This is a genomic window from Nostoc sp. LPT, assembly GCF_017115165.1.
Lineage (GTDB): Bacteria > Cyanobacteriota > Cyanobacteriia > Cyanobacteriales > Nostocaceae > Nostoc.
The window spans coordinates 51,255-77,599 of the sequence record NZ_JABXKF010000123.1; the positions used below are offsets into that span (position 1 = coordinate 51,255).

Genomic DNA, 26,345 nt, shown 5'->3' on the forward strand with positions numbered 1-26,345 from the left:
GTATTTAACATTTAGCTTTTGACTCAATTGATGGGCAACTTCCCCACTCACGTTTTGATACAGTAGCCAGTATGCCCTGATATGTTGGTAGTTGTCCAGATGACAACACCAAAGCACGTTCATATAGTTCCGGCCAGCGTTGCTTTACTGGTATTGCCAAACACTTTGTAGCAACATTGTAATGAACTTGGCAAGATGCACCATGATAATACAAAGCTAAAAAGCGCAAACCATACCAATCACCTTGATGCCAAGTGTTAGTGTTTTGGTTGTAAAAAAGGGTGTAGCGGAGGTTTCGGTTTTCATCACACATCTGATACATCCCTGTTTCGTGAGGAATACCGCAGATTTCAAAATCATCACCGTCAAAGTGCTTCCATTCCCACCGACTCGGCACAATTGGCGGCATATTCCTGAGATTTTGCTGCCAAGTAGCGATATCAGGTAGAATTTGGGCAAGTTGTGTGGATACTTCACCCGTATTGATGATGGGAAAATTATTTGCGATCGCATCAGGGTTATTCACCGCCAATTGAATGCAAGGTGGTGCTGACCCTCTCGGCTGGGGAGTAATAGATGCTACAATACCATACTCTTCTAATTGTTTGAGTAAGCCAATACTGCGTTGACCACACAGTATAAATTCGGTATTATACGAGTCAATTTTTACAATAGCTGAAGGAGCCGCCGACCATCTGGAACCGTCTAGTGAAGACTCAAGATGTCCTAGTAAGCGTAACCGTCGTAATATGCGTTTAGGTTCCTCTAGTTGGAGTGCATTGCAGCTTTTTATAAAAGATTCCCAGCTACCATTGCCGAGGCTTGATAACCAGTATAGGAAGCGATCGCTATTTTGGGAAGGTTTCACCCAATCAGCATCAGAATGATTAATAGAGTGTAATTCTGTTAGTTCAAACGGGTTATCAGCACTGAGATTTTGTCTCGGTTGATAAGGAATCGGGCTGGTATAATCAAAAACATCATGAGCTACACCAACCATAGATTTTATCTGTTCATAAGTGAAGCCTCGACTATTTTTAATTGGACATTGGAAAAACGATAACTTCAGTAGACTTGCTTGCAATTCTGTAGGCAATTCACCGACTTGGTAACTTTCAATTGCTAGGAAGAAATAAAAAGGCTTTCGAGATTTTATACCCTTTTCTACTCGTAAAATCGGCACTAATTTAGTAAGATTATGACGCTGTACTTGTTCAGAAATTTGCTTGATGAGGTCTTGTGGATTTCCGCGATAAGAAAATCCTGTATACCATCTTTGTACTTGTGGCATGATACACCCTGATGACTCTAAATAATTTAACAACTTTGCTCAATTACACTGCCAAAAATATGATATACAGAATTAATTGGCATTACTTCTCGATGCACATATTTTTCTATCTCTAGATAATTCCAATCTACAATCTTGACTAAACGTTGACTCGACTCACCTGCAAAAATCGCCTCAATTAAGTAATCACCAGGATGAGCAAAATCAAGCGTTATAGAAGTATTTGTAGTTTGTGAACTCTCCAGAAGTGTCTGATTATCTGATAATCGAGTTACTTTTAATTCTGCGGTTGAATAGAAGCCAAAAATAGTAATTTGTGGGCTATGATTCAGAAGCCAAGCGCCAATTTTGGGTACGCGCAAGCCTCCAGACAAACTGATTGATAATTTTACACTTGGTTGCAAAGCATACTTAAGAGTTTGATTTTTGATGAAGACTCCATCCCAAGCTTGAGAAACAACCATGCACTGCTGAAGTTCTACCCATCCAGAATTATTAAATATCGGCTGAGGTGTACAACTCGACTTTAATAAATGCTCATCTTGCAAACGTTGAATATCACTGAGTAATTCTTGTTTGCACAGGAGAATAAACTGAGTACCTAATGATGGGGCTTCCCAAGATGCATAAGCTCCAGAATCAGGATTTTCCGGATCGGGAATTAGTATCCAAAAGTCACGAGCAGGTAAAATTAGGTAATTTAGATCATCTGGAAAAATAATCTGGTATTTAGCACCATTTTCTAATTCATTTGCATTAACTGAATACTCTAAAGGAAAATACCATCCAGGGCGTTCTTCTCTTAATGACTGAGTATTATCTCTCTGTTTAACTTCTACTGATTCTAGGCTGCGTCCCCGCTGCTGCTTGGGGTAAAGATAATAATCCACCTGTCCTAAAAATGGATCTTCAGCGCGATATAAACCACAGAAAAGATGACGACTCCAAGAGTAATAATTATTCTTGTCTGCCGTAGGACATCCTTGAGCTTTCCACTGTTCATAAACTTGATGCAAAGCTTCGACAATTGCCTCATGGCGTTGCTTATTTTCCGTCAATAAATCTTTTAAATGGATGCCAAATCCCCCTGCTTCTCGTCGAACATGAGCAAACAAAGTTTGGGCATCCCATTCTGCTTGCCATTGCTTCTCTTGGAATAGTTTTCGCAATTTATCTTTATCAGTGCGACGCAGTAAGGATTGAGAAATCGGATAATTAATATAGGTAGTTGAACCACCACGCCCCCGTTGTGCTGAAGGTAAAAATCTACGTTCCATTAGCCAACGATTCCACTCTCGCCAAAGGGGTTCTTCAGCTTCATTACCAAATTTCATCCCCAATGGACGAGCAAAACCAGGCAAGGCTAAAATCTCTTGTAAGCGTTTGAAATAATTAGTTTCTGATATTTTTTCTTCTTGAGCCATTTGGGAAGCGGCTAAAATTGTGGCACATAAAAAAGCAACTCCTTTGGGTAATCCTTGGGAATCACGCCCTTTTAAATGCTGCAAATTAACCTGTCCTTCAAAAATGACTTTTCTTCTCACTGCTGTGCAGAAGTCATCAACCCAAGTACCACTTGTAGGTAAATGCCCAAAATGATAACCAATACGTTCTATTACATCTTCATCAACGCTTAAATAAATTTTTGTACCGTGTGGTGTACCTTTGATAAAATAATCAATTAAAGCCTGATTCCAATCTGTATAATTCGCCATTCGGGTTTAGTGCAAGCGCTCGTTAAATCACCAATCATGGTGATAATTTTTATAGTGTAAGTAGGCACTTAAAAATTTAATTGGAAATGATGTTTCATAACATAGGCAATCATTGATGAGGGCTTGCTTTTTGGTTCGCCACTCAATCAAATATTTTATTTCCAACTTAAAAATTATTATAAAGCTATAATAGTTACCAATGCATACGTAATTTAACTGAAACTGCTACTCGTTTATCTAAGTTAAATTATCAACAAAAAGAATTCGTTATGCCTTAAAAAGTTGAAAATAAAAGTATAAAATATTACATAATTTAATGAAGATTTGAACAAATATCATATTTTCGTTTGCGATCGCTAAAATTCAATACCCAGAGGCGTATTAACAAGAGATAATAATAAACTCACACTACCCTTAGCTGTTGTCCCATCAACCATTACAGAACTTATTCTGGCTTGGTTTAGGTAATTCACTTGACAGTCACAGGGTGAAATTTTGCAAGTTGTTCTGAACCAAGCCATGAAAACATCTACTAAATTGCTATCTCGCCTAGACTATTACTACCAGCAAATCAAAACGATCGTACTGACTCGCCAGAATCCGATTACTGGTTTACTACCTGCGAGTACAGCGATTACAGCCCACGGCGATTATACAGATGCCTGGGTGCGAGACAACGTTTACAGCATTTTGGCAGTTTGGGGTTTAGGACTTGCATACCGCAAGATTGACGACGATGAAGGACGCACTTATGAACTAGAACACAGTGTGATTAAACTGATGCGCGGGTTGCTCTTTGCGATGATGCGACAGGCTTATAAAGTAGAGACATTTAAACATACTCAGTCGCTACTAGATGGACTGCACGCCAAATATAATACCGCGACTGGTGACATTGTTGTTGGTGATAATGAATGGGGACATTTGCAACTTGATGCCACATCTATATTTTTGCTGATATTGGCGCAAATGACGGCAGCCGGATTGCAAATAATTTATACGATTGATGAAGTGAATTTCGTCCAAAATTTAGTTTACTATATTGGACGAGCTTACCGCACACCAGATTACGGCATTTGGGAACGTGGGAATAAAATTAATCGTGGTAGTGCGGAGTTAAATGCCAGTTCTGTAGGCATGGCAAAAGCTGCTTTAGAAGCTATCAATGGACTGGATTTGTTTGGTGTGCGTGGTAGTCAAGCATCGGTGATTCATGTGCTACCAGATGAAATCGCCCGCGCCCGGATTACCTTAGAATCCTTATTACCGAGAGAATCTGGTTCCAAAGAAATTGATGCGGCGCTGTTAAGTATTATTAGTTATCCTGCCTTTGCGGTAGAAGATTTGGAGTTACGCGATCGCACTTTAAACGATATTATCAATAAACTCGCTGGTAAATACGGCTGCAAACGTTTTCTGCGCGATGGACACCAAACCGTTTTAGAAGATCATCATCGCTTACACTACGAACCGTGGGAACTCAAGCAATTTGAGCATATTGAATGCGAATGGCCGTTATTTTTCACTTATTTAGTTCTAGATGGATTATTTCGTGGCGAACAAGAACAAGTTAAAAAATACCAAGAGCTTTTAGAATCATTACTCATAGAACAAGATAGTTTGCGTTTATTACCAGAACTTTATTATGTTCCCGCAGAAAATATAGAGGCAGAAAAGTTAGCACCTCAAACGCAACCACGTTTGCCCAATGAAAATATTCCTTTGGTGTGGGCGCAAAGTTTATATTTTCTCAGTCAAATGTTGAGTGAAGGTTTACTAGCGGTTGGTGATATCGACCCATTGGGAAGACATTTGTGTGTGGGTAAACAGCGCGAAGCATTGGTACAAATTGCTTTATTAGCAGAAGATGAAGATTTACAAACGAAACTAGAAGTTCACGGAATTGAAGCACAAACACCCGCCCAAGTAGAACCGATTCAAGTGAGAAAAGCTGGAGAATTCTCAGCTATTTATACTCAAATTGGACGTAACAATAAACTTGGTTTAACTGGGCGGCCAGTGCGGCGGTTGCGGAGTTTGACAACATCTAGAATCTTTCGGATTAGCGGTGAAACAATTGTATTTTTGCCTTCATTTTCAGACTCTCAACAGTTTTACTTAACCCTTGATTACCATTTTCTGCTGGATCAAATTAGGAGCGAACTAGCTTACATTCAAAAATATTGGAGCGATTTAGGTCGTCCTACCTTAACTTTAATGTTGACGCACACCATGTTAGAAGCCGGTTCGGAAGCATTACTGGAACTGATGCAAGAACTGAAAGATGGTATTTGTAACGGTGTACGGGTTAAATTAGGGCGGCTAAATCAGCTAATGCTAACAGCCAGAATCCAAAGAATTGATTTTCTCCCCAACGCAGAATTCTCGCGATCGCCAGTAAAAAATGCTAGCCCACGTTGCTATTATTTAGCTTATCATCCTGAGAAAAACTGGCGCTTAGGGCATACCCAAGAATTTCAAATGGAGTGTGAAACCAACTTTGGGTTATTACTTTCTCATTTGCGCTCATCAGAGAATATCTACGAACAAATTGAGTTACTGCAAACTTTAACTCGCTTACAGGGAATGAAATTTGATACAGGATATGGCGGGCCAGGATATCCTGTCACAGTAGGCGATTTGCTCGATGAAGTTTATACCAAAGCTGGAGATTTAGGCATTTGGGCAGTAGTGCGTCGGGCTGCGGGGTTACGCCAAATGGTTGATATCAGCCTATCAGATGCAGTGACGAGTATTTTGGTAAGGGGTAAGCAAATTGCTGTGGGTAAAGCTTACAGTGAAGCGTCCTTAATTACCGTACCCATGTCCCACGATGAAATTGCCGATAAAATTAATCATTTTTGTCGTGAAGATATACGCGATCGCGTCCTCACTCAAGAGATTTTAATCTATCTTGGCATTTTAATTCGCTCAGAACCCAAACTATTTCAGGGACTACTAACGCTGAGAGTCGGCTATCTCATCCTGTTGATAACCAGCGAACTAGCGCGGGAATTGCATGTCACTCAAGATGAAGCTTACGATTACTTAATGCAACTTTCACCCTTTGAAGTGAAAATGCGCTTGCGTCAGGTATTAACTGGATATACTGGCATGAGTAACCTGTTGCGCCAGCAAGAATCACTGCATGTCAAACAAAAAGAAAGTGATATTGCTTGGGTGGTGTTACCAGGAATCGCCGAAGGAATAGAAGTTCCGCCGGGTGGTTGGCGGTGGTTTCGCCAAGCCGAGGGTGCGACGGGGCGCGTACCAAAAGAATTTTTTAAGCAAGTTTGGCTATTAATGCAACATTGCAAGGGTTTAGTGATTGGCGATAAATTAGAGCGCCGCAATCGTTTAGATAGTGAGATAATGCTATCGGAAATGACAGCCGGGGAAAGAAATTTTGCCCTGTTAGTTGAGCATTTGCTGAATAAAATAGAAGCTCCAGAATACCGCCAAGTTAATATTGAAGCATTAATCGAATTAGCTGCGATCGCTGCCAATAATCCAAAGTTGCAAATTGAAGAATATATCGTGTTGGATGTGTTAATTGGCCATGCAGTGCGATTAGCGTGGCTGGAAAACCATACTCATCGTAGCGATCGGTATGATGAGGATAAGGCGAGTGCGTGGCGATCGTTTTACAATACTTCTCCTAGAGATTGTGCTAGTTATATTTTGAAGGCTTTCCGTTTCTTAACAGAGTTTGTGAAAGATTTTTAAACGCAAAGGGGCGCAGAGGGAAACGCAGAGGAGCGCAGAGAATGAGTTGAGTGGGGTGATTATTGGTTGTGCGATGAGGGTGCATACTGCTTTGGGACCTGGTTTGTTGGAATCGGCTTATGAGGAGTGCTTGGATTATGAGTTGAAGAAAGCCGGGTTGAATGTTGGTAAGCAAATTCCATTGCCTTTGGTTTACCAAGATGTGCAATTGGAATGCGTTTATAAATTAGATTTGATAGTCGAAAACCAAGTAATTGTAGAGATTAAATCTGTAGAATCCTTCCATCCAATTCATTCCGTTTAACTCCTAACCTATCTCAAACTTGCAAACTACAAACTAGGTCTTCTCCTCAACTTTAACGTCCTCCACCTCAAAGAAGGCATTAAACGCGTAGCCAACAACCTCTAACTCCTCCTCTCACTCTCTCTCATCCTCTGCGAACCTCTGCGCTTCCCTTTGCGCCCCTTTGCGTTGAAAAAAAAATATCCCCCACCTCAGATTCCAAAAGCAGGGGTTTTATTAAAACTACTTAACAGAAACAGCATCAACATCAACAGTGCTTCCACTAGAGGTAGAGCCCTCAGTAGTATTAGGTACTTCAGTACCCACCTCACCCTTACGAGCTTTCCAGCCCTCAATTACTAGCCCAGATACCTCACTAACTAGCAGAGTCAAAAGGAAAACATCATCAATTTGCCCCACAACGGGTATAAAATCTGGGAGAACATCAAATGGGCTAACTAAATAGACCAACGTTCCTAAAATTACCCACCAACGGTATTTAGGGTTACGAAGTACACTGCGATACCAGGTGTAAAGTGATTGGATTGAAAATTTCATATTTTGAACCTCCAGTTATCTTTTATTTTGACAAATTATGCTAAAAACTCACGGTGCGAATAACCGTCCTAGTTAGTTAGGAAGACGCTACTAGTAATTTGTCAACAAAGATAAATAAGTAGGTAGCGGGTTCATCCTAAACAGACATGAGTCCAATATAGACCGAACAAGAACAACCCCTTTCCTACTAGCGTTGGCGAGTAAGATTCAAAGCCTTTCTCCTTTTTTACCCAATTTTCGGGTGCAAGGCTGATTAATCGCTTGGTGCTGATATTTGCTGCTCTAGCCATAAGAGATATGCCTATGTACTGATTTTACTTTGCTAGAGATTTTATAAATTGCTCGGTATAGTCTTGAACTTCTGTGCAGACCCCAAAGAATAATCTTCTAATTTAAAATCAGCAAAAGGCTTCTTTTCTAACCTATTCCGTAGCGCCTCGTCAATAATGACACTTGATGATTCTCTTTTAACACCAATAAGTATTACACTTGTCTGATATGTAGTTAAATCCTGATTTGCCTGACAATCACTCCGTTGAAATTGACCCAAATTCAATAAGCGATAACTTTTGACATTTGGTGTATTAATAAATAAATTTTTAACCAAAAGTTGTACTTGTTTAGAACGTTCTAAAGCCACACGTTCTTGAACTAATCTATCACCTTTACAAGAAGCTGTGCCGACAGAGATAATCTCATTGGGAGCTTCCATTATCTTCTCTATACCTTCTTGTTCTAAGTTCAACTTTAAAAGGTCAACACTAATAATTTCATCATTGTATTTAATTTGAAAGTTACTACCTAAAAGCCATTTATATTTTAGTGATAAAACCACTATATTAAACTCAGCTATCCTTCCCTGACTATCCCTACCTTCTTGATAAGAAAAGTAATCGATATTACCTTTTTTTTCTGGATATTGTCTGTAATAAGATGTTTCAGAAAAATCTGATTTCCGCGTTGCTAAAGCCACTATACTAAGTAATCCTAATACCACAAATAGAACTGCAAAAAATACCAATAACGGCACTTTTTCCGGCTGCTTATTTGGAGGTAATGAGTTGTGATTAATATCTACAGGGAAATGTTCAAGGTTAGAAGATTCTAGTATATTACTATTTGTCGGAGTAGTGTCTGTTAATTGAGTTTCGATTTCTTCTAGGGAATGCAAAATTTCTTGAGTACTGGCAGGACGTTTTTCTATATTCAATGCTGTTAGCCAATCAATTAAATTCAATAGTAAGGGTGAAATATGGGTAGCATGATTTTGCCAGTGCAACAAATTTTGCTGGACATCATACATCTCCAAAGGATGATATCCTGTCAGCAAAAATACAAAAGTGCGTCCCAAAGCAAAGAAATCTGACTGCGGTACTGCTTGACCATTCATTTGTTCTGGGGCGCTGTAGCCAGATGACATAAGTGCTGTCATCTTGTCGCCATTGCTTAGTTGGTCTTGGTAGGTTTTATTAATTTCACTGGCGGTGCCAAAATCAATCAGTACTAGATTCCCCCAATCCTTCTCAAGAGGGGGTCTAACCATGATATTAGATGGCTTAATATCTCGATGTAGGTACTGTTTGCTATGTACTACATCTAAAATTTCTATCAACTGTCTTAACCAGTCTATGGCTTGTTCTTGGGATATGGAGCTATTTTGCTGCTGTAGCCACTGTTCTAAGTTGTAGCCATCAATTTTTTCCATTGCAATGCAATGTAGCACTAAACCATTTCGGGTTTGATACTGGAAGTAACTATCTTCTTTGGGAATTCCAGGATGCTTGAATTGTCCCAACACCGTTACTTCTTGCTGAAATAGTTCTACTGCTTTGGCGTCGCCTGATAAATCCTCTTTAAGTATCTTGAGAATTTTGGAGGTATCTTGCTCGTATGCCTCATAAACTTTACTAAAACCTGTTTTGTCACTTAACAGGCGCGTCACCCGATAACGCCCTAGCAATTCTAGATGGGAACCACAACTTTGACAAAAGCGGTTTTGCTGATTATTCGGGTGATTTGGTTTAGGGCAAACAGGGTTGATACAAAGGCTCATGACAGGAGAGTAGGGAGTAGGGAGTGGGGGAGATGAGGGAGTGGAAAAGCAGGGGAGCATACTTCGACTGCGCTCAGTAACCAGGGGAGCAGGGGAGAAGTTGCAGTAAGTTTTTCCCCTCTGCCCCTTTGCACCTCTGCCTCTTGTGCCCAATGCCCCAATGCCCCATGCCCAATCCCCTTAAACATCGCTCCTATTAATTCTTCTGATGCTGTATGACTAATCCCGTCCAATAATCATGAGATTTTTGATCTGTGTTCTGCCAAGAAAGCTGCCACAGTTTGGTTAAATGCCTCTGGTTGTGTCAAAAACGGCCAATGATTACCGGGCACTTGGCAGATACGTAAGTTTTGAAGATAGGTTTTGTAAGGTTGAATTTGCCAATTTTGGCGGTTCAGTCCTTGTTGTGGTTGGACGAATAAGGCAGGAGTGTTAAGGGGAATTGTAAAACCAGGCACTTGCATTACTGCCTCAAAAATTCCGTCGCGGGCGGCTATAGTAAATTTGCTGCCCCAACTCCCATCGGGTTTTTGTTCTATTCCTGCTTGGAAAACTTGCTCTTGTAAGGAAGTCCATCCTTGATATTGCTTTAATTGCCGTGCTTGTTGTTCGGCTTCTTCGTGACTAGCAAAGGGGCCCATGCTTTTAAGAAAAGGCAAGAAGCGATATAACATTGGGAAAGTTACCCTGAGAAGACTGGGCATTTTCCAGATAAAAATCGGATCGACGAGAATTATACTCCGTAAACGCTTTGGGTTTTGTCTTGCCCAGATGGCGGCTAATTTTCCTGTCCACGAGTGACTTACAATATGGGCAAAAGTCCATCCAAGACTATCCATGAGTGCTTCAAGGTCTGCGATCGCACTCTCAAAGCTATAATCTATCTCTGGTTTACTACTTTGGCCATGTCCGCGCATATCTGGCGCAACTATGTTGTAATCCGCCGCTAAGTAATCTCCTAAACTAGACCACACCAGAGCATGATCGCCTAAGCCATGTAACAGCAGTAAAGGTTCTTGACCTTGATTCCATTCTAAATAAGAAAGTTGGATATCAGGCTTTGATAAAGTTTGACGTACAGGCATCATTGCATATCCAGGCTTAGATAGTTTTGCGTTTATATGGTAATGCGAAAGAAGATGGGGAGCAGGGGAGAAATCAATTCAAAATTCAAAATTCAAAATTCACGCATTAAAGAACTTCTGCCTTCTGCTTTCTGCCTCCTCTTTCCCAATGACCAATGACCAATGACAAATGACAAATGACCAATGCCCAATGCCCAATCCTCAATTCAATTGTTACCATTTACCACTTTATGACTCTGAGGATTGTACCAATTGACACGAAATAATGAGGCTAATGAATGCCAAGATCAAGAAAAGGATGCCCCAAGGATATTAAAAGTAGTATGCCAGAATTACACCAATCGATTGCCCAGCATTATCACGAACGGACTAAATACAACCCTGAGACTCTCGCTTCCAAAAGTCCGCGGTTAGACTGGACTAAACAGCCAGTCCCCTTCAAAGAGTACAAAATTGGCTCTACTTTTGATCTCAAACCCTATATCCAAGAAAAAGCAGAGGCTTATGCTAATAACCTAGATGCTCAATGGTGGCAAAGACTTTCACGGCTATTGTTTCGCAGTTATGGATTGACGGCGAAAATGCCTTCTATGGGTAGTGCAGTGTATTTACGCGCTGCTCCCAGTGCAGGCGGACTATACCCTGCCGAGGTGTATGTGGTTTCCCGTGGTACGTCGTTATTGCCGCCTGGTCTATATAATTACCAGTGTCGAACTCATTCTCTCATGCATTATTGGGAAAGTGATGTTTGGCAAACTCTCCAAGCAGCTTGTTTCTGGCATCCTTCTTTAGAAAATACCCAATTAGCAATTATTGTGACTGCGGTTTTTTACCGTTCTGCGTGGCGCTATGAAGATCGGGCTTACCGTCGGATTTTTCTGGATACGGGACATCTGTTGGGTAATATCGAGTTAGCTGGTGCTGTTACTGATTATCGCCCCCATTTAATCGGCGGCTTTGTAGATGAATCGGTCAATGATCTGCTTTATATCGATCCGCAACAAGAAGGTACGATCGCTGTCTTACCTCTGGCAGACTTGTTAGAGGTGAATCAAAATTTACCATTAGGATGTACTGCTTTACCTTCCGCTACTGAAACCAGTTATCCTCAAATCCCCGATGGCGAACTACTAACATATTTCCATCGACACACCCAGATCCAATCAGGTGTAACTGGTAATCTTAATCTACCAACTATTAAACAAGAAAAATCTTTGGAGGATAAATACAATTTTCCTTTCTGTTTAAAAATTCCCACCACCATCGCACCTATAAACTGGGGACAAAAACTATCAGAACTGGAAAGCACTATGTATAAGCGACGCTCTACCCGCGCTTACAATGGTGATGATTTAAGCTTCGATGAATTGAAAAGTTTACTCGATTTCACTTACCAACCGCAAAATTACATTGACCAAAGCTTAGATATTTCTCCAGACTACTTCGATCTAAATTTAATCGAAACATTCATTGCTGTTTGCGGAGTCAAAGGACTAGAGGCGGGTTGTTACTATTACGCACCCAAAGCCCAAGAATTACGCCAAATTCGGTTTAAAAACTTTCGGCGAGAGTTACATTTTCTCTGTTTAGGACAAGAATTAGGACGGGATGCATCAGCGGTGTTATTTCATACAGCAGACTTGAAAGCTGCGATCGCACAATATGGCGATCGCGTTTACCGTTACTTGCACATGGATGCCGGTCATTTGGGACAACGCCTGAATTTGGCTGCAATGCACCTGAATGTAGGCGTCAGTGGTATCGGTGGATTCTTTGACGATCAAGTAAATGAAGTTTTGGGTATTCCTGCTGATGAAGCTGTTTTATATATCACTACATTGGGACGCCCAAGATAAAAATAATCCCAGAGGCGCTAAGAATCCAGAGAGTTCCTTTCTATGTACTTTACGTCTCTGTACAAGCTTACGGGGCTACAACTTGGGCTAGAATGGAGATCAAATAAGCCTCATCGCCCTTTATCCTTGTTGATAGTACTTGCGCTTGTTAGGACTTAGTGTCAATAATTCGGCAACTAACTCGTAGTCATCTTCCATAAAATTTACCCAATTAGATCCATATAATCCAATATAAAAACTGCTATGACGGCGAATAGTCCGTCCAGATTCTTTAATTCGACCGACATATTTTTGGATACCCATACATTTAATTTATGGTTGGGGTCTAAATACCCATCCATGACCTAATTGAGAATTGCGAATTGCGAATGGGGATTTTGGTAAATCCGGGTAATTTACGTTTTTGTCAGTTTTTCCTGAATGAATGTCCTGTTTTGCATCTCGACTAGCTGTAGATGTGATTAGAAACGGATTATTAGGGAGAATTCTTTGAGCATCGAAAACGACGGTCGCGGCAGTGGCAGGTAGTGTTATGGCTTTTGTATTAGTTATAGATAGCGTCGGCGCAGCCCAACCTAGTCATCGCTATAGACTGGTGAAGCTCCGATATTAAGCTGGTGTTATGTTGAATGGGGCAAGAGTGATTAAAAAGGGTTAATGTCTCTTACCTGCTCCCAGATATAGCTCACCCACTTTCGGGTCATTCAACAATTCTTCACCAGGGCCGGAGATCGCATCACGTCCCGATTCTAATACATATCCACGATTAGCCATCTCTAAAGCTTTACGAGCATTTTGTTCTACTAATACGATCGCAGTACCTGCCTGATTAATTTGTTTAATCTGCTCGAACACTTGTGTCACCAAAATCGGCGACAAAGCAGCAGATGGCTCATCTAAAATCAGCAAACCAGGTTCCAACATCAAAGCTTTGCCCATGGCTAGCATCTGGCGTTCTCCTCCAGAGAGAGTACCAGCGCGTTGACGACGGCGATCGCTTAGTCTGGGAAACATAGTAAATATTTTATCTTTAATTGGTTTCAGAGGAACGTTAAGCACAAAAGCACCCATCTCCAAATTCTCTTCAACACTCAAAGAAGGGAAAACATTGGCGATTTGCGGTACGTAGCACATTCCTCGCTGAACTATTTCATTGGACTTTAGCCCGACGATATTTTCACCTTTGAAGGTAATTGTGCCTGTGTGGGGGAGCAAAAGCCCAAAAATTGCTTTTGCCAAAGTAGATTTACCCGCACCATTGGGGCCAATCACTGTCACCAATTCCCCCGGTGCAACCCGAAAATTTACACCTTGCAGGATATCTACATCTTTGATATATCCAGCGTAGACATTTTGAACTTCTAATAAATAGTCATTTGTCATTGGTCATTTGTCATTGGTCATTGGTCATTTGTCAACAGTCAAGTCAAACATCACTATTGACTGTTGACTATGAACTATTACGGAGTTTTTTGCAACTCTGGCCGTTCTTCTGGAAGAATCGCTCCTTCTACAGGGCAAACTTGGAGACAGATGCCACAGTCGATGCAAGTGGCAAAATCAATCCAGTACCAATCAGTTCCCTTGGCATTTTTGCCTGGGCCACCATGAATACAAGCTACTGGACAGGCATCTACGCAGTCTGCGACGCCTTCACAGACTTCTGTAACAATTGTATGTGGCATGTTCTCGATTCCCTTTGTTGTGTATCGGCTGTTTCTAGCCTAGCAGGGGAGTGGGGACTGGAGATTGGAGATACTGGTGTCAAGGTGAGTCTGCATAAGACTGCAATTTTTATTCATTACTAGCTCAGAACTTGGAATTTTCAAATTTACCCTTAGTAGTAACAAAATCAAGGTTTTTGGCGTAAGTAAGCCTTCTTGGCTATTGCCGTTAGGTTCTAGGGAAATTCAGGCAAAAATACTATAATTAATTTGTTACAAGTGTAATTTATCCTACTCCTGAAACGCAAAATGCCAGAGGTATCGCTACAGCTTTTCTTCTCCTACTCTCACAAAGACGAAGCTTTACGGGATGAACTAGCTAATCACCTGAGGACTTTGACACGGCAAGGTGTGATATCAAGCTGGCACGATCGCAAGATACTACCAGGAGACGAGTGGGATCACCAAATTAATGACAATTTAAACACAGCCGATATTATTCTGTTACTCGTCAGTTCAGACTTTATCGGTTCCAGTTATTGCTGGGATGTTGAAGTCACCACAGCAATAGAACGTCACAATACAGGAAAAGCTCGTGTCATCCCAGTTATTCTGCGAAGAGTTGATTGGAGTGATACACCGTTTGCTAAACTGCAATTTTTGCCCAAAAATGCCGAACCTGTTACCTCTTGGACTAATCGAGACGAGGCATTTACAAATGTAGCTCAGGGAATTAGGGCTGCTGCTCAACAACTCAAGGCAGAACGTCAACAAAAACTGATACTGGCACGAAAGGAAACTGCTATAGCTGAATATCGCCAGTTGGTCGAGGAATTTGCGGCTGATGGCGAGATTTCTTTTGTGGAATCCGAAATATTGAAGGATTTACAGGAAAGACTAGGATTAACTGATGAAGAAGCTCGTACAGTGCGAGACAAAGCATTAGAACCTTATGGGAAATACAAAGAAAATCTGGACAGATATAAGCAAATTTTTACGAAGTTAGTAAATGAACAAGAGTATCCGTTAAAGGAAAAAGATAAAGCTGATTTGAAGAAATTGCAGCAATATCTGAAGCTTAAAGATGAGGATGTAGCCTTAATAGATAATGAAGCTGAAGTACAAAAGCAAGAAGCAGAAATACTCCAGCAACAACAGGAAGCAAATAGACTGCAACAACAGCAATCTCCTCCCAATGACCTGTCCTCTGAGAAGGATGTAGACTACACGTGGTTGCGCGATTTACTCAAAGCTGTTCATCCCAAGGTAGTTTCATTTGTCCTAGAGAGGATTTCTTCGGCTTTGTTTTAGCCTTCAACCATACTAATAATTTGTTTTCCGAGCAGTTACGAACTAGAATAAAAATTATGAAAATTAAAGGCATCAAGCGCAAAAACACTATAGAAATATTTGAAGAACTAAACGTTCCTGATGGGCAAGAAATAGTCATTGAGATTTTATACGAAGACTCTACAACTAGTGTCAGTGCTGAATCGCAATTCTGGAAATCCCTAGAAAAATTTCGCCAAAAACAAGAATTAGAATCCGCAGGTATTGAACCAGAAGTTTTTGCAGATGTATGAGATTCTTCACCAGGACTTTAGAATATCTCAGGAAAATACCAATTGAGAAATTCCTGCGGTGTCAAAATGGGAATTGCGTTAAATGCTGTCAGCACCAATAAATCTAAATCGCCAGTTATAATAACTTCAGCATTAGCTGCTACAACAGTTTTTAAAATTACATTATCATCTAGGTCATGTAGCTGGGGAGTGGGGGAGATTAGGGGAGATAAAGCAATGCCCCATACCCCATGTCCAATCCCCAACTCACTTAACGCAATGATTCAATGGTTGGTGAGCCATCAGCTTTGATCCAAGCAATTTGGGCTATGCTGCGATCGCCTGCATATTGGCGAATCGCCTCTGCATTTCTTCCCCCCAAGTCAATTTCTACTCGCACCAAATCAGTAGAATCTCTGAGTTTTTGCGCGTAGACAAAGGCGGCGGCGTTAGCACTAGGCGTTTCTGGTGCTACCAACCAGTCACTCGCTGGAGTTTCCTGTGGTAATTGCTGAGTAAATAGCAGAACTTGGTATAAATCTTCGATACTTAGTCCAAAACCAATTCCGGGAATGTTTTCACCTTGAGGATGATATAGTCCCAAAAGCTGGTCATAGCGACCACCGCGCCCTAAAACTCTGGCTTGGGATTCGGTATCATTGACAACCTCAAAGACGATACCAGTGTAGTAATCTATGGTTTGGATCAGGCTCAGATCGAGGATTAACGGAAATTTTTTCTCTGATTCTAGTAATTCTACTAGGGATTTGAGGTTATTCACTGCCTCTCGCTGTTCTTCATCTAAATCCAAACTACTGACTTTTTGTAACACGTCTGCACTTGGCCCGCGCAAATCCAGGATGATTTGGGCGCGATCGCGCAGTTTGTCACTTAGGGGTAAATTATCTATGGTGATGCGGTCAAGATGAGCGATCGCACTGCGAACTTGATCTTGTAAATTATCAGGAAAGGCACTCAGGAGCGATCGGGTAATTCCCGCCTCACCTAAAATTAAATGCCATCCCTGCAAACCCAATGCTGCCAAACAATCTGCTACTAACAGCAGTACTTCCGCATTTGCCAGCAATCCACCAGCACCTAACAATTCCACCCCAGCTTGATAAAACTCTTGCTGGCGATTGTGTCTACTTTCCCAAGTGCGGCGAAACACATTGGCGTTGTAATACAACCGTTGTGGATAAGTGACACCAGCCATCCGAGTGACAACAGTACGAGCAATAGATGCTGTTAATTCTGGACGTAGCCCTAATTCATCATCTTCGCCATTTTGTTGTAGTTGAATCACCATCTGACGCTGGATTGCTTCCCCCGCCATTAGGGTATCCATGCGCTCTAAAGTCGAGGTGATTATCCTGTGATATCCCCAACGATCAAACACCTGCTGTAACCGATCTTCAATCCAGCGTTTTTTCTCCACATCCAAGGGTAGTAAATCCCTGGCTCCCGCTGCTGGTTGATACACCATTATTTTTTCTTCCCACCAAACAAACCACTGAACAAACCACTACCAGATTTATCTGGTTGCTTATCTCCATTATTGGGGGATGAAGTCACCTTCTGATCGCTAGGTTGTTGTCCTAAAGCCTTATCTATTTTAGGTTTCCATTGCAGAGCCGTTTCGTCACTGGGGTCTAATTTTAGAGCGTTGTCAAAGTGGATTTTGGCCATTTTTAACTGATTTTGCTTCAAATACACCATTGCAATTAAGCTATGACAGCGACTATTTTTCGGTTCTAGCTTCAGGGCATCTTGCAACTCTACTTTGGCTTGGGCAAATTGATTTTTGTCAATTAAAGATTGAGCGCGACGAATATACTGTTCTACAATCAAGTCTTCTTTTGGTGGCGCTGGTGCTGGTGCTGGTGCTGTATTTTTTGGTGTATTTGGCTGAGGTGTACCTGATTGGACTTTGGGTTGAGCAGGTGGTGGCGCTACGGATGCTTTACCCGCACTCCGCATTAAATACACTAAATTCAACTCACTAGCTTGGGCAATGACTTGCAGCGCTTGTTCTAAAGAATCATATTGGGTTTTGGCTAGTTTCGCGATCGCAGTTTTATAGAAATGATCGATATTAACTGCCTCGACTAACTGTTTAGCCAAGTCGGTGTTTAGAGTTACCGAAGTAGACTCTTGTACCAGACGCTTGCCAATTTGCGACAAAATTAGAATATATTCAGTGCGAGTGCGATCGCCAGCAAGTTTTTCGTAAGCTGGGTTAACCAGCTTTGATAACAATTCATTACCGAGATGTTTTTGAGCAGCAGTTTCAGTAAGATTACTGTCTGGGTGCAAACGACGGGCGACTTGGAGATAGCGTTTGCGAATCTCTTTGACATCAGCATCAACTGGAACGCACAACACTGCGTGATGATCTATGAAATCATATTTAAATAGTCCACGATCTATTTTGAAAGACATATAGAGTTTTTACACCAAGGGAGCAGTTAGATTGCTTTTAGTTTACCCAAAGTCAGGCAGAAAGCCCCCATCTGCTATACCCAGGCTGACAGTGGTGGAACCTGTAAAAGTTCGTTACTGAGGGAGTCGTGAATATAACTATTTGTGGCAAGAATTCTACCTGACTCAATTTTGACAGCAGTGCCATTGTAGGCGGTGATTTTGCCCCCGGCTTCTTGTACCAAAATTATCCCAGCGGCAATATCCCAAGGAGAAAGTCCCCGTTCCCAGTAACCATCAACACGTCCACAGGCAACATAAGCCAAATCTAGCGATGCCGAACCGCTACGTCTGACTCCTTGGGTAAGATGGGTGAGGTGAGTAAATTCTGCGTAGTTGTTATCAGAGGTTTCACGGCGATCGTAGGCAAATCCTGTCACTAGTAGGCTTTTACTCAGTTCAGATGTTGCCGAAACCTTGATGGGTTGACGGTTACGCGTTGCTCCTAAGCCAGCAGCAGCACGGAATAGCTCATTGTGAAATGGGTCATAAATTACACCAACCTGGGGAACGCCATTAATTAACAGCCCGATGGAAACGGCAAAAAATGGGTATTGATGAGCGTAGTTGGTTGTGCCATCGAGAGGATCTATTGCCCAGAGATATTCATTTTCTTGATTACCTAATTTCCCTGATTCTTCAGCGAGGATCGAGTGCTGGGGAAAGTGGCGGCGCAAAATTTCTAAAATCAACTCCTCTGAGGCTTTATCAGCAGCAGTGACTAAATCACCAGGGCGTCCTTTTTCAATAATTGCGTCTTCTAACTTACCCAAGTAACCTTGCAAAATAGCACCAGCAGCCAAGGCCGCTTCTGTGGCAATATCGAGAAAAATTTGTACATTAGTCATTAGTCATTAGTCATTTGTGATTTGTCATTTGTCATTGGGAAAGAGAAGGCAGGAGGCAGGAGTTCTTTAATTTTGAATTTTGAATTTTGAATTTTGAATTTTGAATTGATTGCTTCCTCATCTCCCCCTCAGCACTCAGCACTCAGCACTCAGCACTCAGCACTAATTAAAGATTTTGGCGGCGAAACTCAGCAGGAGTAAGGCGCATGGGATTTTCTGAGCTCCAAATTCCTTGCCCCATGAGTCTAGCCCATTGTTGGGCACGTTCTAAACGCAGGTCATACTTATGGTTAGGCGATCGCCCCACAAACATTGCATTCCCTTGTTTGACTAATTCTTCATTCAATAACACCTTATTTTTCCACACATAAGCTAGAGTTCGCCCGATTTTGTCTTTTGCTTCTAAATCAAACTCTAGCGTTACCGATTGTTCTACACCACCAATTAGATTCTCTAACTGTTCTTTTGCTGCTTCCCCCCAAGGGCGCTGTCGCAAATCTGGTGCATCAACACCCACTAACCGCACTTGGGAAATCAAATTTGGTTGTTCAGCCATGCCCAACACTTCCAAACTTTGCCCACTAACTACCCGCGCTACTTTCACCTGGGCTTCATTGTTTGGCAGCTGGTTTTTACCTTGGCAACTCACCAAGAGCAATAAGCAAGCCAAAATCGCTATTTTTCGCACCCAGTCATCAAGACTTACAACCATTACAAATTCGGTGATTTTGAATTGTTTATCGAAACAGAATTCAGGAGTCAGAATACAGAATGACTCCTGACTCCTGAATTCTGACTTCTGAATTCTTCTTCATTCCTCATCTAAGGGTAAACCCGCTTTAATTCTTCCCCTAGCAAAATAGCGTCCAAACTGGAGTTCGTAGACTTCATCTTCATCTTGCGTCTCCACTTCCAAGTCAGAACGGGGGTAACTCACACACAACAAGGCATAACCTTGCCGACGTAAATCTGGTGACAAGCCGATCGCCTCTGGTTGGTAAATTTCTCCTGATAACACTCTCACAGCACAAGCAGTGCAAGCCCCGTTGCGGCAGGAAAACGGTAGTTCCACCCCTTGTTTTTCGCCAGTGTGTAGGATGTAGCGGTCTTCTGGCACTTGTAGGGTGTATGTTTTGCCAGTGGCGCGATCGCGAACTTTAATTGTGTATGTACGGGACATCTGGATTTGCGTTTTAGAATTAGGACTATCAAATTCAACCTAGAATATCTTTCTTTATCTTTGCATTTTCTGGGATTGTATAGTATAATTGAAAATTGTGGCACCTGGAGAGGTGGCCGAGCGGTTTAAGGCGCAGACCTGGAAAGTCTGTTTAGGGAAACTTAACGAGGGTTCGAATCCCTCCCTCTCCGTTGAATGTATACAATTGAATGTATACAATGTAAAGCTTTCAAACTATAGGTATTTGCCATTTTACCGTTTTATACACTGACTTGTCGTTTAGTAAAATGGTTTAGTTGGTTTAGTGAATTGTTGTATCAATAACACCAATTGCTATTGCTTGTAAGCTAATGAGCATTTAAGTTACATAAAACCAGGGCTGTTCGCGAAACGTTTCCGTAGGGTAGCCCTTACTATAAGAGAATCAGCCTGGAAAAATGAATGACGATTAGCTTACTACTGGCAATCATAAAAAATTGTCATTTAAGTTGAGCAATAAGGATGGTTTTGCTTATAACGGGTGACTGATAAGTATACCTTTACTCCTTTCAGTCGTGGGCAGAAGGCAGAATGTATCCTTCTGTCTCCTGCCCTCTGCCTTTCTTGGTAACTTTCTGCATGAATGCTACTAAAACCCCGACTACGACTGTGGAACCCACACAGAAACAGAACCAGCATTACAGCGAAAATCAGCCCAGCCCTCATCATTGGTTGTGACAGGTTCGCTGATATGTTCGGTGATGTCAATGTAAGTGCTGTTGGGTTGCCCAACTTCCATCCACTTAGTCCCCTCTCCTCCATTACTCAGAACAACTGCCATACCGCCAGGGTGTTCTTCATCTCCTTTGCGTGTCCAGCCGATTGTATTAGCGTGGTCGAAATAATCGTATTGGTCGCCATAGGCATAGGTTTGACGAGCGTGCAAAAATTTATCAATTATCCATTGATGACTATCGAGCCAAATCTCGTACTCATTGCCATCTGGGCCCTTATCCTTGTAATTAGCACCATAGTAATCGGCGTAGAAGATACAGGGATAACCCTCACTTCGCAATAGAATCAACGCATAAGCCAACGGTTTAAACCAGCTTTCTACTACAGACTCCAACGACTGCAAGGGTTGAGAATCATGATTGTCTACTAAGGTGACGGCTAAAGCAGGTTGCTGTTGCACCAAGGTGTTATCAAATATCTGCCGCATATCGTAGTCATTGCCTTGTGTACTGGCAGCGCTAAAGTTATAGTGCAATGGCGCATCAAACAGCATCACATCACCATCGGTGACGTTAATAAAATTGTGCAGCGCTTCAACTTCATAAGACCAATATTCACCAACAGCAAAGAGATCGCGACCTGCCTTTTGGCGACAGTGAACTAGCCATTCTGGAAAAAAGCCAGCTCTCACGTGTTTAACGGCATCAAAACGAAAGCCATCTATATCAGTGGTTTCTACAAACCACTCACCCCAGTCATTCAACGCCTCGCGCACTTCTGGACTCTCCATATCCAGATCGCATCCCATGAGATAGTCGAAAGCGCCTTTTTCTAAGTCAACATTGTCGTCAAAATGTTTATCTTTGAACAGATAAACTGCGTTCTCACCTTCGTTGTAAATGTTGTAATCAACTGCATCGAAGTGCCACCAGTGCCATTCCATATCGGAGTATTTGCCTTGACGACCTGGGAAGGTAAAGTGAGTCCAGACTTTAATCTTTTGCATCTCACCGATGGGCTGGTTGCGATCGTCTGGATTATAAGGCGTTGCTTCTACCTCTTCGGGTTCGTCTGCACCTAACTTATGGTTGAGGACAACATCAGCATAGACTCGAATGCCAGCAGCTTTTGCCGCCTTGATAGCAGCGATATATTCGTCTTTTGTGCCGTACTTTGTCCGAACCGAGCCTTTCTGGTCAAACTCGCCTAAATCGTAGATATCATAGACACTGTAGCCGACATCGAAGCCACCTGTTGTTCCTTTGTAAGCTGGGGGTAACCAAACAGATGTAACACCAGCATCAGCCAACTCTTTGACTTTATCTTTCAATTCATTCCAAAGATTGCCATCTGGAGGGATATACCAATGGAAGTACTGCATCATTACACCATTCAGTTGAGCCATGTGCATCCCCCTAGTAAAATTTCCGATAAATTGTGATTTAAGACACAAAAACTGTACATTAAGTTTTATTTTTTGTCTTTCATTAGAAACAAAAGTCTACTAAAAACTGGGATCAACTCATATTGTTTTCTTCTGTGGATGACAGCTCTTCAGCTAGGTTTTTCTGGAGTACTGACAATACCGCGATCGGGTCAGTCGGTTCCTGCATCAATTGGGCTTCAGCATCATGCCGATTTATGACATTAGGCAAATCGGTACGGAGTTCTTCTAAGAGAGCAATAATCTTGGCAATTTTTTGCTCAGAGAGCAGGTTAAGCTGTAGCATCAATTGCGCCCGTTGTTCGGCAAAGTTTTCTTGGCGAGTTTGTCGTACCAGTACTCCGGTTGAGATCACCAATGCAGCTGCGTCTAAGCCTTGACCTGACCAGCTAAACGAGGGCAGATTGAATGGTAAAAAGCGATCAAAAAAACTGCTAAAAATCCAGATCGCCAGTATGACTAGCAAACTATACAGAAATATTGATCGCCCAAAGAATGTAGCGATCGCTTCTAGTATCCGCTGGTGGACGGGAATATCTCGAACTTCCTGGGTATGAAGTGAAATAATCGCTTCAATATTTTTTGCAATCGGGTCTGGTAATGGAGCCGTGATCACTTGATTTCGAGAAGCTTTCTCCTTGGGTTTGTTGACACTTGAACGGAAGTATCTGTTGGCTGTGTTGTCTGCGTTATCGGTCATGCACCAACTCCTGAATCTCAATGTTATTCGATTATTGCTTATCTTCCACTGAGGATAGCGTTATACCCTACCGCAGGCGATCGCATCCTAATACTGCTCGGTTAAGAATATAGGACTTACGCAATTAGGGGCGTACAGATGTACGCCCCTAATTGGTATTTCGTAAAACCAATGGTATTGAGTTCTAAGGTACCTCAATGGGAATCAAAGCATTTTCTGGCAAATAGTTGGAAAAACGCCCTTCATCTGCAAGCACCAAAATCAGGCGTAGAGGATAATCTGGCGGAACTTGCAAGTCTGCCCACGGCACTGCTAACTCTAAACAACTATTTAAAGCTACTTGAGCACGACTGAAACGGGGATGCCATTGATGATTGTCTCCAGCTTCTCGAAACTGAATCGATTGCGTCAGCAAGTTAACTTCTAAAAGATGGTGGAAAAGGTAATTAAGTGGGGCTGCATCTGGTACATCTGCCAAGGGAACTGGGCTATTGACCATTGTTTTTTCTGGATAGAACCACAGCAAATTCAACTCTGTTGGCAAATCCTGCCCTGGTGCAGCGCCACTTTTAAAGTCCAGTCGCAAATAGAAATTTAAGTGATCTACCCCATACCAAAGTCGCTGGATGACGCTGCTATTGTGCATCGTTCCCCGCGCCCCGCCGATTTCTATGCGTCCAGCTTTGTCCCAGTCTTGTTCATCACCCCTACCATCAATCACGGGATGAATAAACCCTTGTGGGGTGTGGTTTCCCTGTGCTTGGTGGTTTTCCACTGGTTGCTTGAGATAGGGCGGTACAGGTTCATTTAATGCCTTGTAAATACCAAATAAGTGTTCTCGAAACAACCGATCAAAGATGGCATCCTGATTTGAGGAGTGTCCTGCACCAAACCACCAGAACCAGTCGGAACCCTCTGCGGCATACAATGCTTCCCATGCTTCTGGATTGTTTTCTTCCGTCGCTTCGGGATGACTTGCGAGCATAATTCTGGCTTCTGTCAAATAATCCCAAGCACGATTTTTGGCGGGATCGCCTATCCAAGTGGTGAAACTGCCATCTACCCAAGAACCACTATGTAGTTGTCCTCCAGGAATGGTGGCTGTGGCTGGAAATTCTTCAAGAAATTCGGAGACAGTGACGAGTTTGAGGCGAGGTTCATCGCTCAGACTTTGATACAAAGCTTCTAGAAAGGGTTTGCCATCTTGGGGATAAAATTCCCAGCAATTCTCGCCATCTAAAGCGATGGTAACTAGCCAAGGTTGTTCGCTTTGACTATCTCTTTGCATTTTAGCGATCGCTTGCAAATGTCCCACTAAATCTGCTGCTGCCTTTTTTGCAGGCATTGCACTATAAGTAAAACCAATCAAATCTGATAATCTATGGTCACGAAACACAATTGATAAATCACCCTCAGCAGTTTGTAGGCGATAGGGTCGATACAACAGTTCTGGTTGCTGCACATTCCCCGCCCCATCCCGATGAAAAAAGTGTTTCAGCGTCCACCCTAAGACGGCTTCATCTGAGCATATCCACTTAAATCCTTGGTTAATAATATCTGGAAGTATCTGTGGACTTACTGACTGTTCCGAAGGCCACAAACCACGAGGTATCTGCCCAAAGCGGTCTTTATAGAAGTCCCAAGCTTTTCGTAAGTGGCGGGGGATATCTTCTGCCCACTGAAAACGTTGCTTAGGTAGTGTCATATTGGGCACAGCTACCCGACCGGAGTTAGTATCAGCTAGCAAAGGTAAAATCGGATGGGTGTAAGGCGTGGTGGTAACTTCTAGCTGCCCCGCCTCCTGCATTTTCCGATGTTGGGGAATAATCCGGCTCAAGATTTCTCGCTGTTTGGAATAAATGCGCTGGCGATCGCTTAAAGTAAAATTCCGTCCCTGTTTTAACCAAGCAGCAATTTCTGGGTCATCCCAAAACAGCGGATCGATCCAAGCCAAATTGTGCCAAGCTAGCAAATCGCCATAATCTGGCAATTCCCAATTTGCTAAACACCAAGCTTGCCCTTTTTCCTGCCTTTGCTGGTACAACTCGGCATAGCGCGGATGAGGATCGATCAGGGTATGGTGATTGGCATCGAAAAAGTGTTGGATAATAAATTCACGCTGTTGATAGGTGAGTTGTTCATCCGGCGTTAAGCTGGCTGCGAGGTAAGGGTCAAAAGCAGTGCCAGCAATATAATCTTCAAGTTGCAATATCAGCGATGGAACTAAATTCACCGTTTGGTGTAACTTTGGATATTGCTCTAAGAGCAATACCAAATCCAAATAATCTTTAGTTCCATGCAAACGTACCCAAGGAAGCCGGTACTGCTGACTAGAAGATAGCGAAACGCCGCTGCCAGGAGATTTGTACAGCGGCTGATGTTGATGCCAGATAAAAGCAATGTAGAGAGGATGGGGCATAGTGAGTGATTAGGAGTTAGGAATTGGGGATTAGAAATTAGGGATTAGGTATTAATGATAAATTATGAATGAAAAAATCCATTCTTCCTCAGTCCCCAGTCCCCAATCCCCAGTTCCTAGACTACTTGCTCAATTTCTGTAATTTCGGGAATCATTTCCTTGAGGCGGCGTTCAATACCCATTCTTAGGGTCATTGCAGAACTGGGACAAGAACCACACGCACCTTGCAACCGCAGTTTTACAACAGGCCCATCAAGTTCTACGAGTTCCACATTGCCGCCATCAGACATGAGATAAGGGCGCATTTCATCTAAGACTGTTTCAACGTTGTCGATTGTGAGTTCCATAGTTTTAGACCTGCTAAGTTAATGATAGGGATTGGGCATGGGGCATGGGGCATTGGGCATTGAATAATAATGATCTCTGTGCCCTATGCACGGTTATTCATTAACCATTATCCAAAATTTTATTTTTCAGCTTTGTTAAATCGATCCTAAATCTAATTGCCGCTAGATTGTCAGATGTCAGTTTTTAATGACTTTTGACTAAACCACTGCTGGTTTTAGCAACTTGATATTAGATTAGCTGAACAATTTGTCGTGCAAGCCCTCCTACTCTACTTTAGCGGTTAAAGTTCTGAAGAGAACGCTAGGAGGTGAGGACAAGGAAAGTTTTTTCCCAATACCCCATGCCCAATATGCTTGTTAAATAATAATTACTAAAAAATTTTAAAGTTTAAAACTCAAAACCCAGTACTGGTAATCTT

21 protein-coding genes, 1 tRNA gene and 2 pseudogenes are annotated in these 26,345 nt (G+C 42.1%); 6 read left to right on the plus strand and 18 right to left on the minus strand.

Annotation, left to right across the window (positions count from 1 at the left end; genetic code table 11):
* Positions 1 to 4 precede the first annotated feature (4 nt).
* Positions 5 to 1,291 carry a hypothetical protein gene (locus HWQ58_RS22775; RefSeq protein ID WP_292867467.1) on the minus strand — a complete coding sequence of 429 codons (1,287 nt, stop codon included), beginning with the start codon at positions 1,289 to 1,291 and terminating at the stop codon, positions 5 to 7.
* Positions 1,292 to 1,317: 26 nt separating this feature from the next.
* Entirely contained in the window at positions 1,318 to 3,006 is a 1,689-nt protein-coding gene (locus HWQ58_RS22780) for a hypothetical protein (RefSeq protein WP_292867470.1), read from the minus strand.
* Positions 3,007 to 3,525: 519 nt separating this feature from the next.
* Between HWQ58_RS22780 and HWQ58_RS22785 the strand changes: the two genes are divergently transcribed.
* On the plus strand, positions 3,526 to 6,732 hold the full coding sequence (locus HWQ58_RS22785; protein WP_292867473.1) for a glycoside hydrolase family 15 protein: 3,207 nt from the start codon (positions 3,526 to 3,528) through the stop codon (positions 6,730 to 6,732).
* A gap of 46 nt (positions 6,733 to 6,778) precedes the next feature.
* Positions 6,779 to 7,141, plus strand: a pseudogene (locus tag HWQ58_RS22790) (GxxExxY protein).
* 117 nt (positions 7,142 to 7,258) lie between these two features.
* On the opposite strand, the gene HWQ58_RS22795 reads toward HWQ58_RS22790, so the two are convergent.
* The 3 genes from HWQ58_RS22795 to HWQ58_RS22805 all read right to left on the minus strand — a co-directional run bounded on the left by HWQ58_RS22795 (position 7,259) and on the right by HWQ58_RS22805 (position 10,711).
* Complete coding sequence (locus HWQ58_RS22795) at positions 7,259 to 7,573, minus strand: YkvA family protein (protein WP_292867476.1); 315 nt, start codon at positions 7,571 to 7,573, stop codon at positions 7,259 to 7,261.
* Positions 7,574 to 7,904: 331 nt separating this feature from the next.
* Complete coding sequence (locus HWQ58_RS22800; protein WP_292867479.1) at positions 7,905 to 9,626, minus strand: serine/threonine-protein kinase; 1,722 nt, start codon at positions 9,624 to 9,626, stop codon at positions 7,905 to 7,907.
* Between the two features lie 236 nt (positions 9,627 to 9,862).
* Entirely contained in the window at positions 9,863 to 10,711 is an 849-nt protein-coding gene (locus tag HWQ58_RS22805; RefSeq protein ID WP_292867616.1) for an alpha/beta hydrolase, read from the minus strand.
* A 323-nt stretch (positions 10,712 to 11,034) separates the two neighbouring features.
* Between HWQ58_RS22805 and HWQ58_RS22810 the strand changes: the two genes are divergently transcribed.
* Positions 11,035 to 12,567 (plus strand): SagB/ThcOx family dehydrogenase, encoded by a 1,533-nt coding sequence (locus tag HWQ58_RS22810; RefSeq protein WP_292867619.1) that lies wholly within the window; start codon positions 11,035 to 11,037, stop codon positions 12,565 to 12,567.
* A gap of 120 nt (positions 12,568 to 12,687) precedes the next feature.
* Here HWQ58_RS22810 and HWQ58_RS22815 read toward each other — a convergent pair.
* From HWQ58_RS22815 to HWQ58_RS22825, 3 genes and pseudogenes are all read right to left on the minus strand, one after another.
* Positions 12,688 to 12,879: pseudogene (locus tag HWQ58_RS22815) on the minus strand (IS4 family transposase); the annotation flags it as partial.
* A gap of 342 nt (positions 12,880 to 13,221) precedes the next feature.
* A complete protein-coding gene (locus tag HWQ58_RS22820) occupies positions 13,222 to 13,950 on the minus strand; it encodes an ABC transporter ATP-binding protein (RefSeq protein WP_292867482.1) in 729 nt (242 codons plus the stop codon).
* 77 nt (positions 13,951 to 14,027) lie between these two features.
* A complete protein-coding gene (locus HWQ58_RS22825) occupies positions 14,028 to 14,252 on the minus strand; it encodes a ferredoxin family protein (protein WP_292867485.1) in 225 nt (74 codons plus the stop codon).
* 288 nt (positions 14,253 to 14,540) lie between these two features.
* Between HWQ58_RS22825 and HWQ58_RS22830 the strand changes: the two genes are divergently transcribed.
* On the plus strand, positions 14,541 to 15,542 hold the full coding sequence (locus HWQ58_RS22830; protein ID WP_292867488.1) for a TIR domain-containing protein: 1,002 nt from the start codon (positions 14,541 to 14,543) through the stop codon (positions 15,540 to 15,542).
* Positions 15,543 to 15,598: 56 nt separating this feature from the next.
* On the plus strand, positions 15,599 to 15,814 hold the full coding sequence (locus tag HWQ58_RS22835) for a hypothetical protein (protein WP_292867491.1): 216 nt from the start codon (positions 15,599 to 15,601) through the stop codon (positions 15,812 to 15,814).
* A gap of 17 nt (positions 15,815 to 15,831) precedes the next feature.
* On the opposite strand, the gene HWQ58_RS22840 is transcribed toward HWQ58_RS22835, so the two are convergent.
* The 6 genes from HWQ58_RS22840 to HWQ58_RS22865 all read right to left on the minus strand — a co-directional run bounded on the left by HWQ58_RS22840 (position 15,832) and on the right by HWQ58_RS22865 (position 20,302).
* Positions 15,832 to 16,059, minus strand: a complete 228-nt coding sequence (locus tag HWQ58_RS22840; protein WP_292867494.1) for a putative toxin-antitoxin system toxin component, PIN family — start codon at positions 16,057 to 16,059, stop codon at positions 15,832 to 15,834.
* Between the two features lie 5 nt (positions 16,060 to 16,064).
* Positions 16,065 to 17,279: an ATP phosphoribosyltransferase regulatory subunit gene (locus HWQ58_RS22845; protein WP_292867497.1), complete on the minus strand. Its 1,215-nt coding sequence runs from the start codon at positions 17,277 to 17,279 to the stop codon at positions 16,065 to 16,067.
* Positions 17,279 to 18,235 carry a J domain-containing protein gene (locus HWQ58_RS22850; protein ID WP_292867499.1) on the minus strand — a complete coding sequence of 319 codons (957 nt, stop codon included), beginning with the start codon at positions 18,233 to 18,235 and terminating at the stop codon, positions 17,279 to 17,281. Before HWQ58_RS22850 ends, HWQ58_RS22845 begins: the two co-directional genes overlap by 1 nt.
* 74 nt (positions 18,236 to 18,309) lie before the next feature.
* Positions 18,310 to 19,122: an inositol monophosphatase family protein gene (locus HWQ58_RS22855; protein ID WP_292867502.1), complete on the minus strand. Its 813-nt coding sequence runs from the start codon at positions 19,120 to 19,122 to the stop codon at positions 18,310 to 18,312.
* A gap of 166 nt (positions 19,123 to 19,288) precedes the next feature.
* Complete coding sequence (locus tag HWQ58_RS22860; RefSeq protein ID WP_292867505.1) at positions 19,289 to 19,834, minus strand: thermonuclease family protein; 546 nt, start codon at positions 19,832 to 19,834, stop codon at positions 19,289 to 19,291.
* Between the two features lie 99 nt (positions 19,835 to 19,933).
* Positions 19,934 to 20,302: a 2Fe-2S iron-sulfur cluster-binding protein gene (locus HWQ58_RS22865; RefSeq protein WP_292867508.1), complete on the minus strand. Its 369-nt coding sequence runs from the start codon at positions 20,300 to 20,302 to the stop codon at positions 19,934 to 19,936.
* A 106-nt stretch (positions 20,303 to 20,408) separates the two neighbouring features.
* On the opposite strand from HWQ58_RS22865, the gene HWQ58_RS22870 reads away from it, so the two are divergent.
* Positions 20,409 to 20,493, plus strand: a tRNA-Ser gene (locus HWQ58_RS22870).
* Between the two features lie 449 nt (positions 20,494 to 20,942).
* Here the strand turns inward: HWQ58_RS22870 and HWQ58_RS22875 are convergent.
* The 4 genes from HWQ58_RS22875 to HWQ58_RS22890 form a co-directional block, all read right to left on the minus strand.
* Positions 20,943 to 22,421: an alpha-amylase gene (locus HWQ58_RS22875; RefSeq protein ID WP_292867511.1), complete on the minus strand. Its 1,479-nt coding sequence runs from the start codon at positions 22,419 to 22,421 to the stop codon at positions 20,943 to 20,945.
* A gap of 112 nt (positions 22,422 to 22,533) precedes the next feature.
* On the minus strand, positions 22,534 to 23,160 hold the full coding sequence (locus HWQ58_RS22880) for a DUF1003 domain-containing protein (RefSeq protein ID WP_292867514.1): 627 nt from the start codon (positions 23,158 to 23,160) through the stop codon (positions 22,534 to 22,536).
* 184 nt (positions 23,161 to 23,344) lie between these two features.
* Positions 23,345 to 25,579: a glycoside hydrolase gene (locus tag HWQ58_RS22885; RefSeq protein ID WP_292867517.1), complete on the minus strand. Its 2,235-nt coding sequence runs from the start codon at positions 25,577 to 25,579 to the stop codon at positions 23,345 to 23,347.
* A gap of 116 nt (positions 25,580 to 25,695) precedes the next feature.
* Entirely contained in the window at positions 25,696 to 25,926 is a 231-nt protein-coding gene (locus HWQ58_RS22890) for a NifU family protein (RefSeq protein ID WP_292867520.1), read from the minus strand.
* Positions 25,927 to 26,345 lie beyond the last annotated feature (419 nt).